The sequence below is a fragment of the Streptomyces sp. NPDC001135 genome (assembly GCF_053598395.1).
Genome location: NZ_JBSFKD010000059.1, coordinates 18,411 through 33,249, shown reverse-complemented (window position 1 = coordinate 33,249; position 14,839 = coordinate 18,411). Strand labels below are relative to the sequence as shown.

General features: G+C 72.6%; 12 protein-coding genes. 8 read left to right on the top strand and 4 right to left on the bottom strand.

What is annotated here, in order from left to right:
* Both ACWC94_RS40810 and prcB read left to right on the top strand, forming a co-directional pair.
* Nucleotides 1–464, top strand: a 464-nt coding sequence (locus ACWC94_RS40810) for a lysylphosphatidylglycerol synthase domain-containing protein (RefSeq protein ID WP_450802648.1), incomplete at its 5' end; no start/stop codon positions are given.
* A 75-nt stretch (nucleotides 465–539) separates the two neighbouring features.
* A complete protein-coding gene (prcB, locus tag ACWC94_RS40805) occupies nucleotides 540–1,400 on the top strand; it encodes a proteasome subunit beta (RefSeq protein ID WP_450802646.1) in 861 nt (286 codons plus the stop codon).
* Between the two features lie 74 nt (nucleotides 1,401–1,474).
* On the opposite strand, the gene ACWC94_RS40800 is transcribed toward prcB, so the two are convergent.
* Nucleotides 1,475–2,134, bottom strand: a complete 660-nt coding sequence (locus ACWC94_RS40800; RefSeq protein WP_450802644.1) for a DedA family protein — start codon at nucleotides 2,132–2,134, stop codon at nucleotides 1,475–1,477.
* 264 nt (nucleotides 2,135–2,398) lie between these two features.
* Between ACWC94_RS40800 and efeU the strand changes: the two genes are divergently transcribed.
* The 3 genes from efeU (at nucleotide 2,399) to ACWC94_RS40785 (ending at nucleotide 6,422) form a co-directional block, all read left to right on the top strand.
* Complete coding sequence (gene efeU, locus ACWC94_RS40795; protein WP_450802642.1) at nucleotides 2,399–4,429, top strand: iron uptake transporter permease EfeU; 2,031 nt, start codon at nucleotides 2,399–2,401, stop codon at nucleotides 4,427–4,429.
* Nucleotides 4,430–4,476: 47 nt separating this feature from the next.
* Nucleotides 4,477–5,748, top strand: a complete 1,272-nt coding sequence (efeB, locus tag ACWC94_RS40790; RefSeq protein WP_450802660.1) for an iron uptake transporter deferrochelatase/peroxidase subunit — start codon at nucleotides 4,477–4,479, stop codon at nucleotides 5,746–5,748.
* Between the two features lie 197 nt (nucleotides 5,749–5,945).
* Nucleotides 5,946–6,422, top strand: a complete 477-nt coding sequence (locus ACWC94_RS40785; protein ID WP_450802640.1) for a DUF5709 domain-containing protein — start codon at nucleotides 5,946–5,948, stop codon at nucleotides 6,420–6,422.
* A 107-nt stretch (nucleotides 6,423–6,529) separates the two neighbouring features.
* Here ACWC94_RS40785 and sthA read toward each other — a convergent pair whose 3' ends face one another.
* Nucleotides 6,530–7,915 (bottom strand): Si-specific NAD(P)(+) transhydrogenase, encoded by a 1,386-nt coding sequence (sthA, locus tag ACWC94_RS40780; protein ID WP_450802658.1) that lies wholly within the window; start codon nucleotides 7,913–7,915, stop codon nucleotides 6,530–6,532.
* A gap of 153 nt (nucleotides 7,916–8,068) precedes the next feature.
* Here sthA and ACWC94_RS40775 point away from each other — a divergent pair, with 153 nt between their 5' ends.
* Entirely contained in the window at nucleotides 8,069–9,202 is a 1,134-nt protein-coding gene (locus ACWC94_RS40775; protein ID WP_450802639.1) for a molybdopterin-dependent oxidoreductase, read from the top strand.
* Between the two features lie 128 nt (nucleotides 9,203–9,330).
* Here ACWC94_RS40775 and ACWC94_RS40770 read toward each other — a convergent pair whose 3' ends face one another.
* Nucleotides 9,331–9,537, bottom strand: a complete 207-nt coding sequence (locus tag ACWC94_RS40770) for a hypothetical protein (protein WP_450802637.1) — start codon at nucleotides 9,535–9,537, stop codon at nucleotides 9,331–9,333.
* Nucleotides 9,538–9,734: 197 nt separating this feature from the next.
* On the opposite strand from ACWC94_RS40770, the gene ACWC94_RS40765 reads away from it, so the two are divergent.
* Both ACWC94_RS40765 and ACWC94_RS40760 read left to right on the top strand, forming a co-directional pair.
* Nucleotides 9,735–11,582, top strand: a complete 1,848-nt coding sequence (locus tag ACWC94_RS40765) for a glycoside hydrolase family 15 protein (RefSeq protein ID WP_450802635.1) — start codon at nucleotides 9,735–9,737, stop codon at nucleotides 11,580–11,582.
* An 87-nt stretch (nucleotides 11,583–11,669) separates the two neighbouring features.
* Entirely contained in the window at nucleotides 11,670–11,903 is a 234-nt protein-coding gene (locus ACWC94_RS40760; protein WP_360081611.1) for a hypothetical protein, read from the top strand.
* Nucleotides 11,904–12,039: 136 nt separating this feature from the next.
* Here the strand turns inward: ACWC94_RS40760 and ACWC94_RS40755 are convergent, their stop codons facing one another.
* A complete protein-coding gene (locus ACWC94_RS40755) occupies nucleotides 12,040–14,778 on the bottom strand; it encodes a SpoIIE family protein phosphatase (RefSeq protein ID WP_450802633.1) in 2,739 nt (912 codons plus the stop codon).
* Nucleotides 14,779–14,839 lie beyond the last annotated feature (61 nt).

Sequence of the window (14,839 nt, the reverse complement as noted above, 5' to 3'; positions counted from 1 at the left end):
CCCACAGCGCCTGCTTCACCGTGCTCCTGCTGTCCAGCTCGTGCAGCCGCCCGGCGAGCCCCTGGTGGGGACGCTGCCGACGGGCCCTGTCGGCCGTCCTGACCGACATCCGCGCCCTGCACGTCAGCCCCGCGCGAGCCGCGGCCCTGTGGGGCGGCTCCCTCGCCTTCGCCGCGCTGCACTGCCTGGTCCTCATCGCCGTCACCCGGGCGGTCGCGCTGCCGCTGCCCCCGCTCCAGGTGGCCTTGCTGTACCTCGCCGCGAGCAGCGCCGCCGCCCTGCTGCCGACCCCGGGCGGCCTCGGCTCCCTCGACGCGGCGCTCGCCCTCGCCCTCACCGCCGCCGGCGCTCCCACGGTGGCCGCCGCCTCCGCCGTGCTCGGCTACCGGCTGCTGACCGTGTGGTTACCGCTGCTGCCGGGGCTGTTCGTGCTCGGGGTGCTGGTGCGGCGCAAGGCTCTGTGAGGGACGGGGAGTTTCCCGCGTACCCGCCGCAGGTAGGAGTCGGATGTCACGTGCCGCCACAGGAGGGGGAGAGCCATGTCGGGGAGCGACACCGCGGGGCTGCCGAGCGAGGCGTTCTTCACGCCGGGGACGTCGTCCTTCACCGAGTTCCTGGCCGCGCACCGACCCGGGCTGCTGCCCACCGCGCGCTCGCTGCCCGAGGGCCTGCGCATGGCCCCCGACCGGTTCCCGCACGGCACCACCGTGCTCGCCCTCACCTACCGCGACGGCGTGCTCATAGCCGGCGACCGCCGGGCCACCATGGGCAACCTCATCGCCCAGCGCGACCTGGAGAAGGTGCACCCCGCAGACGACTTCACGGCCGTCGCCTTCGCCGGCACCGTCGGTCTCGCCGTCGACATGGTGCGGCTCTACCAGACCGAACTCACCCACTTCGAGAAGATCGAGGGCACCCCGATGACCCTGGCCGGCAAGGCGACGCGCCTCGCGGCCATGATCCGGCAGAACCTCGCCCAGGCCCTGCAGGGCCTCGCCGTCGTCCCGCTCCTCGCCGGATACGACCTCACGGCGCCCGAGGGCGGACGCGGCCGCATCTTCGGCTTCGACGCGGCCGGCGGTCTCTACGAGAAGCAGGACTTCTACGCCGAGGGCTCCGGATCCCCGTACGCCCGGGGAGCCCTGAAGAAGCTGTACCGGCCCGGTTTCACCCGCCGCGAGGCCGCCCTCGCCGCGCTCCAGGCGCTGTACGACGCGGCGGACGACGACTCGGCCACCGGCGGTCCGGACCTGAACCGCCGTATCTTCCCCGTCGTCTGCGTCATCACCGCGGACGGCTTCGAGCGGCTGCCGGAACCGGAGACCGAGGAACTCAGCCGGGAGACGGTCGACCAGCGCGCCACCCGCCCGGACGGACCGCACGCCGTGCCGTCCGCCTGAATCCCGCCCCCGCCCCGTCCCGGCCGGTCCCCGACCCCGCGAGCAGCGGACCTACGCGGTCGGCGGGGCGGACCTCATCCGCGGACCTTCGCCGCCTTGCGGGAGCGCAGCACCTCGGCGGCGAGCGGGAGGAGGGACACGAGGACGATCAGCGCGATCACCGGCAGCAGGTACTTGTCGACGTTCGGGATCGAGGAGCCCAGCGCGTAGCCGCCGAGCGTCAGGCCGAGGCTCCAGACGAGCCCGCCCGCCACCTGCCAGAGGGTGAAGGCCCGGGCCGGGACGCCGAGCGCGCCCGCCATCGGGTTCAGCACCGTGCGCACCACCGGGACGAACCGGGCCAGCACGATCGCCTTCGCGTGGCCGTACCGCCCCAGCAGTTCCTCGGCCCGCCGGGCGCCCTCGCGCAGCTTCGCCGACCGGCTGCGGGCCAGCAGCGCGCCGCCCGCCTTCCGGCCGAGCAGGAACCCGCACTGGGAGCCGGCCAGGGCGCCGACGGCCGCCGCGACGAGCAGCGGCCCGAGCGACAGGTGCAACCCCCGGCCGGACGCTCCCGTGCACAGCAGCCCCGCCGTGAACAGCAGGGAATCTCCGGGCAGGAAGAACCCGATCAGCAGGCCCGTCTCCGCGAAGAGCACTACGCCGACGCCGAGTACGCCGAAGGCGGCGAGCAGGGAATGGGCGTCGAGCACGTTGACCGCGAGCTGGGACACCAGGGGTGGGGGAGCGGCCATCGCCGTACGCCCTTTCTCCGACAGGATCCAACGACGGATCCAATGACAGGTCCGACGAGAGGATCCAACGACAGACCGGGTGACAAGATGCGACTACACATTTGTAGACGCTTTTGGAGGGCGCAGATGCACGGTCCGGAGCAGGCGCTCCCGGCCTTTGCCCGCCCATTGCCACTTTATGACCGGCCGACTACATGGCTGTCGTCATGATGGTCCGCGAAGGTAAGGCATGCCTTCACTAAGTGCCAGGGAGGGCAGCAGGGCATGTGGGACGACGCGTTTCCGAGTTTCCTGATCGGACTCAGGGAGGGACTCGAAGCCGGACTGATCGTCTCCATTCTGGTCGCCACCCTGGTGAGAGCCGAGGCACGCTCCCGGCTGCCCCAGGTGTGGACCGGTGTGCTGGCCGCCGTCGCCGTGGCGATGAGCTTCGGCGCCGTGCTCACCTTCACCGCCGCGTCCATGCCGCAGACCGCCCAGGAAGCGTTCGGCGGCACCCTCAGCGTGATCGCCGTCGCCTTCGTCACCGCCATGGTGTTCTGGATGCGCCGCTCGGCCCGCAGCCTGTCCGGCGAGCTGAAGGAGAAGGTGACCGGCGCCCTCGCCATGGGCTCCGGCGTGCTGATCCTCACCTCCTTCCTCGCGGTCGGCCGTGAGGGCCTGGAGACGGCCCTGTTCCTGTGGACCACCGCGCAGGCCGCCGGTGAGTCGGCCGGACCGCTGACCGGCGCCGGCGTCGGCCTCGTCCTCGCGACGGGCCTGTGCTGGGGTCTGTACCGGCGCGTGCTGAAGATCAACCTGACGAAGTTCTTCACCGCCACCGGCGCCGTCCTGATCGTCATCGCGGCCGGCGTCCTCGGCTACGGCCTGCGCGACCTCCAGGAGGGCGGCGTCCTGCCCGGCAGGGCCGCCTACGCGGTCGACCTCGCGAGCAGCGTCGACGCCGGCTCCTGGTACAGCACCCTGGTCCAGGGCGTCTTCAACCTCACCCCGACCATGACCTGGCTCCAGGTGGTCGCCTACGTCGCCTACCTGGCCGTCGTGATGACCCTGTTCGTGCGCGGCGTGCGGGCCACGGCCCCCGAGCAGGCGAAGGAACAGCCCGGGCGGGAGCCGAAGGCCGCCCGGACCGAGCGGCGCAGGCCCGGCTGGGTGGTGCCGGCCGCCGTCGTGGCCGTACCCGCCGTGATCGCCGGGCTCGTCGTCGCCTTCGCCCGCCCCAAGCCCGCCGGCGACCAGACGGTCGCCGTATCCGAGACCGAGTGCGGCAAGGGCTTCACCGCGCCCGAGCCGGGCCGGCAGACCTTCCAGATGCGCAACACCGGCGGCAAGACCTCCGAGGTGTACCTGGTCGACCCGTCCACCAACGCGGTCTACGGCGAGATCGAGGGCCTGGCCCCCGGCACCACCCGCGACCTCGTCGCCACCGTCGCCGGCGGCTCCTACGCCTGGCGCTGTGTCCCGACCGGTGGCAAGGCGGTCACCTCCAAGCCGGTCACCGTGAGCGGCGGCGGCGCGGCCAAGCCGGTCGTCCCCGTCTCCGAGCAGGACCTCGCCGCCCCCCTGAAGGCGTACAAGGCGTACGTCGAGCAGGGCCTGGGCACCCTCGTCGCCCAGACGCACACCCTCGACGACGACATTGAGCACGACCACCTGGACAAGGCCCGCACCGACTGGCTCACCGCCCACCGCACCTACGCCTCCCTCGGCGCCGCCTACGGCACCTTCGAGGACTACGACCAGAAGATCGACGGCCGCGCCGACGGACTCCCGGACGGCGAGCGGGACAAGGACTTCACCGGCTTCCTGCGGATCGAGTACGGCCTGTGGCACGGGGAGTCCGCGGCCGGCCTGCGCGGCCCCGCCCGGCAGCTCGCCGCCGACGCCGCGGGACTGCGGAAGGCCTTCCCGAGCCAGGCCTTCGACCCCGGCGACCTGCCGCTGCGCGCGCACGAGATCCTCGAGAACACCCTCCAGTTCGAGCTGACCGGCGACACCGACGAGGGCAGCGGCACCAACCTCGCCACCACCGACGCCAACCTCGCCGGCACCCGCGAACTGCTCACCGTCCTCAAGCCGCTGCTCACCAGCCGCGCGCCCCAGGTGCTCCCGACGGTCGACGCGGACATCGCGCGCGTGCAGAAGCTCCTGGACGCGGCCCACGACGGCACCCGCTGGACCCCCGTCGACCAGCTCTCCGCGGCCGACCGGCAGCGCCTGAACGGTGCGACCGGGCAGCTGCTGGAGGACCTCGCCCCGGTCCCGGACCTCCTCGAGATCCGGAAGTCCGCCTGATGAGCACCGCGCACCCGCACTCCGAGCACCTCGAAGGGAACCCGACGATGCCGACCGCCGACACGCCGACCTGCCCCGCCGGTCCCGCCCGCCGTTCCTTCGTGCGGACCGCCCTGGGCGCCGGAGCCGCCGGAGCGGTCCTGGCCGGCGGAGGCTTCGCCCTCGGCGAGAGCGGCGGCACGGCGCAGGCCCGGACCGCCAACCCGGACAGCAGCGCCAGGGTTCCCTTCCACGGCGCCCACCAGGCCGGGATCATCACCCCGGCACCGGCCGCCGCCACCTTCCTCTCCCTCGACGTCATCGCCGACGACCGCAAGGGCCTGACCGATCTGCTCAGGACCATCACCGAGCGGGCCCGCTTCCTCACCTCCGGCGGCGCCCCCGCCGACCTGGGCGTCGGCGCGCCGCCCTCCGACAGCGGCATCCTCGGCCCCGAGGTCCCCTCGGACAGCCTCACCGTGACCGTCGGTGTCGGTGCCTCCCTCTTCGACGACCGCTACGGCCTCGCCAAGGCCAGGCCCGCCCGGCTCACCCCGATGCGGACCTTCCCGAACGACAACCTGAACGCGGCCGAGTGCCACGGCGACCTCTCCCTGCAGATCTGCGCCCAGAGCCAGGACACCGTGCTGCACGCGCTGCGCGACATCGCCCGGCACACCCGGGGCGCGATGCAGATCAAGTGGCGCATCGACGGCTTCCAGAACGCCCCGCGCCCCACTGGTGCCCAGCGCAACCTGCTCGGCTTCAAGGACGGCATCGCCAACCCGGACGTCACCTCCGCCCGCGAGACGGACAAGCTGATCTGGGTCGGTGACGGCCAGGGCGAGCCCGCCTGGACCCGTGGCGGCAGTTACCAGGTCATCCGGATCATCCGGATGCTGGTCGAGTTCTGGGACCGGGTCTCGCTCAGCGAGCAGGAGAAGATGTTCGGGCGCCGCAAGGACACCGGCGCCCCGCTCGACGGCGCCCAGGAGACCGACGTGCCCAACTACGCCAAGGACCCGCACGGCACCGCGATCCCGCTCGACTCCCACATCCGCCTCGCCAATCCGCGCACCGCCAAGACCGACAGCACCCGCATCCTGCGCCGTGGCTACAACTACGACCGGGGCGTGGACAACGTCGGCAACCTCGACATGGGCCTGGTGTTCTGCTGCTACCAGCAGGACGTCAAGCGCCAGTTCGAGGCCGTGCAGACCCGGCTGATCGACGAGCCCCTGGTCGACTACATCTCCCCGACGGGCGGCGGCTACTTCTTCGCCCTCCCCGGCGTCCAGGACGCGAAGGACTGGCTGGGCCGGGGCATGCTCACCGCCTGACGCGGGCTCGATCGCGCGCCGAGGGGGTTGACGACCCGGCTGCGGGATACGCGGACCAGGCCCTGTCGTTCGGACCAGGCCGGCTGTGAGGCGGGGTGCCTTCCAGCCGACCCGAGCAGGGCCCGGTGCCCCTGTGACGCCGGGATGATCCGAACGAGAGGGGCCCAGGACCGCCCGCGAGCCGCGAAGGAGGCACCATGAGCGACCAGCAGTCCGAGCAGACCCCGATGGCCGACGACGCCTACCAGCCCACCGGTACCAACGAGGAGCAGGAGGACGCCGGCCCCCTGGACCTCCAGGACGCGGTCGGCGAGCGCACCTACGACGACATCCTCGACGAGGGCTACTCCCCGCCCGAACGCCCCCTCGGTGTCACCAAGCGGGGCACCACCGCCGCCGAGCAGCACGCCGGGGAGACCCTGGACGAACGGCTCGCCCAGGAGGTGCCGGACGCCCAGCCGGCAACCGGTGACGAGATCGGTGACCTGCCGGGCGGTGCGGGGGAGCCCGTCGACCCCGAGGCGGGCGGCTCCCGGGCCGGCCGCCTGGTCGCCCCGGACGAGGGCGCGCACACGGACACCACCAAGGAGGAGGTCGCGAGGGACGTGGGGGTCGACGGGGGTGCGGCGGGTGCCGAAGAGGCGGCCGTGCACGTGGTGGAGGAAGAAACCTGAGCCCCCCGGCCGGCTAGGACTGGTCCGACCCCCGAAGGGGCGCGGGGAGCTGTGCGGCCAGCCCACGACGACCTGTCCCCGGCGCCGGATGAGCAATGCCGACGACGCTAGTCCAGTCGGTCGATCTGCCGAAGGCGATTCGTCGCGTCCAGCGCGGCGACCTTGTACGACTCCGCCAGCGTCGGATAGTTGAACACCGCGTTGACCAGGTAGTCCACGGTCCCCCCGCACCCCATCACGGACTGCCCGATGTGAATCAACTCCGTCGCACCGGAACCGAAGCAGTGCACCCCGAGCAGCGCCCGGTCCACCGGGGACACCAGCAGCTTGAGCACGCCGTGCGAGTCCCCGATGATCTGTCCCCGGGCCAGCTCCCGGTACCGGGCCACCCCCACCTCGAACGGCACCCGGTCCTCGGTCAGCTGGTCCTCTGTCCGCCCGACGAAACTGATCTCCGGGATGGTGTAGATCCCGATCGGCTGCAGCCCGTGCATCCGCCCGGCCGGCTCCCCGCACGCGTGGTACGCCGCCGCGCGGCCCTGCTCCATCGAGGTCGCGGCGAGCGCGGGGAAGCCGATGACGTCACCGACGGCGTAGATGTGCGGCACCTCGGTGCGGTAGTTCCCGTCCACCGTGATCCGGCCGCGCGCGTCCGCCGCCAGCCCCGCCCTGTCCAGGTCGAGTTCCTCGGTCAGGCCCTGCCGGCCCGCCGAGTACATCACCGTGTCCGCGGGGATCTTCTTGCCGCTCTCCAGCACGGTGAGCGTGCCCCGCGGATGGCGTTCGACGCCGGCGACGGTCTCGCCGAACCGGAAGGTGACGGCCAGGTCCCGCAGGTGGTACTTGAGCGACTCCACGATCTCGACGTCGCACAGGTCCAGCATCCCGGGCCGCTTCTCCACCACGGTCACCTTGCTGCCCAGCGCCGCGAACATCGAGGCGTACTCCATGCCGATGACACCCGCGCCGACGATCACCATGGACCGCGGCACCCGCTCCAGCGACAGCACGTTGTCGGAGTCCATGATCGTCCGCCCGTCGAACGCGACGCTGTCCGGGCGGGCCGGCCGGGTGCCGGTGGCGATGACGATGTGCCCGGCGCTCAAGCGCCGTTCCCGGCCGGACGGCTCGGACAGGGCGATGGTGTGCGGGTCGGCGAAACGGGCCGTTCCGGAGTGGACGGCGACGTGGTTGCGGGCGAGCTGGCTGCGGACGACGTCCACCTCGCGGGCGACGACGTGCCGGGTGCGCGCGGTCAGATCGGCGACGGTGATGTCGTCCTTCAGCCGGTAGCTCTGCCCGTACAGATCGCGCTGGGTGAGACCGGTCAGGTACAGCACCGCCTCGCGCAGGGTCTTGGAGGGGATGGTTCCGGTGTGCAGGGAGACCCCGCCGAGCATGTCGGGGCGGTCGACGACGGCGACCCGGCGGCCCAGCTTGGCCGCGGCGATGGCGGCCTTCTGACCGCCGGGTCCGGATCCGATGACGAGCATGTCGAAGTCGAAGTCGGGCACCCTCGGGAGTCTGACAGGCCTCCGGCCCGCCCCGGAAGGGATCGCCACCGCCGAAATCCCCCGATCGTAAGGGAGTTGCCGTCGGCACCCGCTCTCCTCGCCGCACGGGACGCCCGGGAGGACAATGACGCCATGGGCCAGCGACCCGGCGACCTGAGCGCTCCTGCCCGGCTGGCCGACCCCGACGAGGGCATCGGCGCCGACGAACTCGTGCTCGCCACCCGCAACCACGGCCTGCCCCTGGAAGCCCTCCGCTACGACATCACCCCACCCGGACTGCACTACGTCCTCACGCACTACGACATCCCGTACGTACCGCACGCCGGTGCCTGGCGGCTGACCGTCGACGGACGAGTGCGTACCCCGCTCGATCTGTCCCTCGCCGACCTGCTGTCGTTCCCGCAGGTCACCACCCGGGTGACCCTGGAGTGCGCGGGCAACGGACGGGCGCTGCTGACTCCCCGGCCGGTCAGCCAGCCCTGGCTGGTGGAGGCGGTCGGCACCGCCGACTGGACCGGCGTACCGCTCAGACTGCTGCTCGCCGAGGCGGGTGCGGACCCCACCGCCGCGGACGTCGTCTTCACCGGCGCCGACCACGGGGTCGAGCGCGGTGTCGAACAGGACTACCAGCGCGCTCTGCCCCTCGCCGTGGCCGCCGGCGACGATCCCGAGGTCCTGGTCGCCACCGCCATGAACGGCGCGCCGCTGCCGCCGCAGCACGGCCGGCCGCTGCGACTGGTCGTACCCGGCTGGTACGGCATGGCCCACGTGAAGTGGCTGCGCTCGGTCACCGTCAGCGGCGTACCGTTCACGGGCTTCCAGCAGTCGGTCGCCTACCGGATCCGGCGCACCGCCGACGAGGAGGGCGAGCCGGTCACACGGATCGCGCCGCGCGCGCTGTTCGTACCGCCGGGGATTCCCGACTTCATGTCCCGCACCCGGGTGGTGCCGCCGGGACCCGTGCGGCTGGAAGGGCGGGCCTGGTCGGGGCAGGCGCCGGTGACCTCGGTGGAGGTCAGCACGGATCGCGGCGCGAGCTGGGAGCCGGCCGTGCTCGACCCCGGGCCCGACGGGCACCGGTGGGCTTGGCGGGCCTGGCACCACGACTGGACCGCGGTGCCCGGCGAGCACGCGGTGGGCGCGCGTGCGAGCGCCGCCGGCGGTCAGCGCCAGCCGCTCGGCGCGCGGTGGAACCGGGGTGGTTTCGCCAACAACGCGGTGTGGTTCGTGCGGGTGGTGTGCATGGCCGGCGCCCCCTCGCCGTAGGGCGCGGTGCCGTCCGGCGGGCGCGGGTCGTGCGTGGTTGCCCGCGCAGCTCCCCGCGCCCTTTCACGTGGACTGTTCCGGACTGTTCCGCCCCCGTTGGGTGGTGGCCCCTGCTTCCCCGGACCGCCCTACGGCAGCAGCCTCTCGATGGCTGTCGGGCCCTCCTTCTCCATCTTGCGGCGTGCCCAGGCGAGGTTCTTCGGATTGACGTCCCTGCCCGCCGCCATCACCAGGTCCTCCAGGGTGACGTCCCGGGAGGGAGCGGAGTGGAGCAGGGCGTCCGGGGTGCAGTGGTCGTCGGGCGACCGGGACTCGTCAGGTGTGGATGTCGACATGATGCCTCCTCCTCGGTCCGGATGACCGCATCCGTGCCGGTGCCGCCGAACGGGGCACCCTCTCACCATTGCCCGCATCCGCGCACCCTGCATCTTCAGGCGCCCGGGAAGCGGGTGAGGAGCGCCTTCCCACCCCGCCGCGGAGCACTCGCTCCTAAGCTGGAAAACATCTCGCACCACTCACCGGGAGGCCACAGATGGCCGAGACCCCGTTTCCCGAGGACGCCCGTCCCGGCCCGCGCTATCTGCCGATCGCCGAGCACGGACTCATCGGCGACCTGCGCAGCGTCGCCCTGGTCGGCACGAACGGCACGATCGACTGGTACTGCTGTCCGGCCTTCGACGCCCCCAGCGTCTTCGCGGCGATCCTGGACGCCGAGCGCGGCGGCTGCTTCGAGCTGGCCGCCGCCGTACCCGCGCGTACCAAGCAGTTCTACTTCCCCGACACCAACGTACTGATCACCCGGTTCTTCACCGAGGACGGCGTCGGCGAGGTACAGGACTTCATGCCGGTGACCTCGGACGACGCGGCCGGCGCGGGCGAGGCCCGGCGGCACCGGCTGATCCGGCGCGTGGTCTGCGTCCGCGGCACCGTGCCCTTCCGGGTGCTGGTCGCCCCCCGTTTCGGCTACGGCGCCGTCCCGCACACCCTGAACACCGTCGCCGGCACCGTCGTCTTCGAGTCCGCCGAGCGGTCCCTGGCCCTCACTTCCACGGTCGTCCTGGAGTGCGACGCCCGGGACGCGCGCGCCGACTTCAAGCTCACCGAGGGCGAGACCGCGGTGTTCGCGCTCGACCAGCTCGGCGCCGCGGTGGCCCCCCGCGGCTGCGCCCACGCCGAGGCCGAGCACGAGTTCAACGCCACGGTCGCCTACTGGCGCCGCTGGCTGCACCAGTCCCGCTACCGGGGCCGCTGGCGCGAGATGGTGCACCGCTCCGCGCTCACCCTGAAGCTGCTCACCTACGCCCCCACCGGCGCCATCGTCGCCGCCCCCACCACCAGCCTGCCCGAGCAGCTCGGCGGTGAGCGCAACTGGGACTACCGGTACGTCTGGGTGCGCGACGCCGCCTTCGCCGTCTACGCGCTGCTGAGGCTCGGCTTCGCCGGCGAGGCCGAGGCGTTCATGCGGTTCCTCACCACCCACATCACCCCGGTCGACGGTGACGGCTCCGCCCCGCTGCAGATCATGTACGGCATCGACGGCCGCTCCGACCTGCCCGAACGCGTGCTCCCGCATCTGGAGGGCCACCTCGGCTCCGCCCCGGTCCGGGTCGGCAACGCCGCCGCCGACCAGCTCCAGCTGGACATCTACGGCGCCCTGATCGACTCGATCTACCTGTACGACAAGTGGGCCCAGCCGATCTCCAGCGGCCAGTGGGACGACGTGTGCCACCTGGTCGACTGGGTGTGCGACCACTGGGACCAGCCCGACGAGGGCGTCTGGGAGACCCGCGGCGGCCGCAGGAACTTCCTGTACTCACGGCTGATGTGCTGGGTCGCGATCGAGCGGGCCATCCGGCTCGCCAACCGGCGCGGACTGCCCGCCGAGCTGCCCCGCTGGCGGCAGGCCCGCGACACGATCTACCGGCGGATCATGGACCGCGGCTGGTCCGCGCGGCGCGGCGCCTTCGTGCAGTACGAGGGCGGCGACGTCCTGGACGCCTCCCTGCTGATGATGCCGCTCGCCAAGTTCGTCGCCCCCACCGACCCCAAGTGGCTGTCCACCCTGGACGCCCTGACCGAGGACCTGGTCTCCGACTCCCTCGTCTACCGCTACGACCCCCAGGCCAGCCCCGACGGACTGCGCGGCGACGAGGGCACCTTCTCCATCTGTTCCTTCTGGTACGTCGAGGCACTGGTGCGGGCCGGCCGGCTCGACGAGGCCCGGCTCGCCTTCGAGAAGATGCTCACCTACGCCAACCACCTCGGCCTGTACGCGGAGGAGATCGGCCGCACCGGCGAGCAACAGGGCAACTTCCCGCAGGCGTTCACCCATCTGTCCCTGATCAGCGCCGCGTTCAACCTCGACCGCGCCCTGGGGTGACTCGGCTGTGTACCGGCAGGTCGCCCGGGTACCCGGTGCCTGCCAAGGACTACATCCACACAGGGTCCGCAGAAGGAGGGAGGCCCGATGACCAGCACCAGCGAGACCGGTGGCGTCACCGGCACGCGCGACAAGAACTACGACCTGATCTGGTACGTCGAGGCGTGCCTGGACAACGCTCTGCGCCTGGAGACGTACATCCAGGACGCCGAACGCGAGCATGACAACGAGCTCGTGGACCTGTTCCACAAGGCACAGGCCGACAGCCGCAAGGGCGCCGAGATGGGGAAGCAGCTGCTGCGCTCGCGGTTGAGCGCCTGACCGCCTCCTCCGCTCAGGCGAACCGGGAACTGGGCACGGGTCCGGCGGAGCGACGCGCGCCCCGCGCGCCGTCGCCCACCGGACCCTCACCGTTCCCGGGCTCCCGGACCTGCAGAGAGCGGGGCCCGCGGCAGGGTCAGGGCAGGGGCTGCTCCGCCCAGATGATCTTGCCGTTCGAGGTGTACCGGGTGCCCCAGCGGTCCGCGAGCTGCGCGACCAGGAACAGGCCCCGGCCCCCCTCGTCGGTGCTCGCCGCGTACCGCAGATGCGGTGAGGTCGTGCTGCGGTCGGAGACCTCGCAGATCAGCGTCCGGTCCCGCAGCAGCCGCACACCGATCGGGCCGCGCGCGTAGCGGATGGCGTTGGTGACCAGCTCGCTCAGGATCAGCTCCGTCGTGAAGTCCAGCTCCGTCAGGCCCCACTCCGCGAGCCGCCCGGTCACCGACGACCGGATCTCCGACACCGCCGCCGGATCCGACGGCACCTGCCACTCGGCGACCCGGTCGGCACCCAGCACCCGCGTACGGGCGACGATCAGCGCGACGTCGTCGCTCGGCCGGGCCGGCAGCCGGCCCAGCACGGCCCGGCAGGTCTCCTCCGGGGAGGCACCCGGAGTGTCGCGCAGGGCACCGCTCAGCAGATCGAGACCCACGTCGATGTCCCGCTCGCGGTCCTCCACCAGCCCGTCGGTGTACAACACCAGCCGGCTGCCCTCGGCCAGCTCCAGCTCGGCCGTCTCGAACGGCAGCCCGCCCAGCCCCAGCGGCGGCCCCGCGGGCACCTCGGGGAACTCCACCCGGCCGTCGGGGTGCACCAGCGCGGGCGGCGGATGGCCGGCCCGGGCCAGGGTGCAGACCCGCCCGACCGGGTCGTAGACCGCGTACAGACAGGTCGCGCCGGTGATCGCCGCGGCGCCGTCCGCGGCGGTCTCGTCCTGGTCGATCCGGCCGACCAGCTCGTCCAGCAGCCCGAGGAGTTCGTCGGGCGGCAGGTCCAGCGCCGAGAAGTTGTGCACCGCCGTACGCAGCCGCCCCATCGTGGCCGCCGCGTGCAGCCCGTGCCCCACCACGTCCCCCACCACCAGCGCGACCCGCGCACCGGACAGCGGCAGCACGTCGAACCAGTCGCCGCCCACCCCGGCCTGCGCCGGCAGATAGCGATACGCGATCTCCAGCGCCCCCTGCTCGGGCAGGCTGCGCGGCAGCAGACTGCGCTGCAGGGTGACCGCCATGCTGTGCTCGCGCGTGTACCGGCGGGCGTTGTCGATGGACACGGCCGCCCGCGCGACCAGCTCCTCGGCGAGGGCCAGCTCCTCGGCGTCGAACGGCTGCGGCTTCTGCGCCCGCCAGAAGTTCGCCACGCCCAGCACCAGACTGCCCGCCCGGAGCGGCACGGCGATCAGCGAGTGGATCCCGTACGCCAGGACCTGGTCGGTGCGCTCCAGGTCCTGCGCGCGCCAGCCGGGCGCCTCGCGCAGCCGGGGCACCAGCACCGACTGCCCGGTGGTCAGGCTGCGCGCCTGCGGCGAGGTGGCCACGAACCGGATCCGCTCGCCTACCGGGTACAGGGGTTCGTCCTTGCGGATCCCGGCACAGGCCGCACGGCGCAGCGCCGTGCCCGGCCTCGGCTCCTCACCGTGCAGCACCGCGTCGAACAGATCGACGGTGGCGAAGTCCGCGAACCGGGGCACCGCCAGCTCGGCCAGCTCCTCGGCGGTACGGCCCACATCCAGGCTGGTGCCGATGCCCACCCCGGCGTCGTACAGCATGTTCAGCCGTTCCCGCGCCACCTCCGCACGGCCGGACAGCGCGCGCAGCTCGGTGGAGTCGCGCAGCGTGGTGACACTCCCGGCCGGGCCGCCGCGCAGGTCGGTGGGGCGCTGGTTGATGGCCAGCAACCGGTCCTTGACCAGGTGCACCTCGTCCGTGGCCACCCGGCCCGAGGCCAGCAGCGCCGCCGTCTCACCGTCCAGGCCCAGCTCCAGCACGCTGCGCCGCTCGGCGTCCTGCGGCAGGTCCAGCAGCCGGTGCGCCTCGTCGTTCGCGAGCAGCAGCCGGCCGTCGCCGCCGACGATCAGCACACCTTCACGGACCGCGTGGAGCACCGCGTCATGGTGCTCGTACATCCGCGTCATCTCGTACGGTCCCAGGCCGTGCGTCTGGCGCAGCAGCCGTCTGCTGACCAGGGCCGTGCCCGCGGTGGCCAGCGCGAGCGCCGCCGCTGCCGCCGCGAGCAGCAGGGGAAGCTGCTGGGCGGCGGCCCCGCCCACGTGCGCGGTGGTGACCCCGGCCGACACCAGGCCCACCACCTTGCCGCCCGCGTCCTTCACCGGCACCACGACCTGCACCAGCGGGCCTATCGTGCCGTTGACGTGCTCGGTGACCGTGCCCCCGGCCAGCGCCGGGGCGATGGTGCCGACGAACTTCTTGCCGATCCGGTCCGGCTTGGGATGCGTGTAGCGGATGCCCTCGGTGTTCATCACGACGACGAAGTCCACGCCGCTCGCCTTGCGCGCCGCCTCCGCGCGCGGCTGCAGCACGGCCGTGGGATCGGGCGAGCGCAGCGCGGCTGCCGTGCCGGGCGCGTGCGCGAACGTCTGGGCAACGGCGAGCGACCGGTTCTGCGCCTCCTGATCGGTGTCGTGCCGCACCTGCAGCACCTGCGCCACCACCGCCGAGACGACCAGAAGCAGCACGATCACCACCTGGAGGACGAAGACCTGCCCGGCGACGCTGCGCCCGGTCACCGCCGACCGCAGCACCCCGGGCCGGCCGCCGTCGTCACCCGGGCCGTCGGGCCCCGGGCCCTGCACTGCGCGCGGGTGCCCGAAAGGACGGGGCGGCCGAGTCGCTGGCCTACCGGGCAGTCGCACCATGTGCCCATGTCTACACTGCCCGGCCCCGTCAGGCGAGACTGCGTCCCGTGCCGGCGCCCGC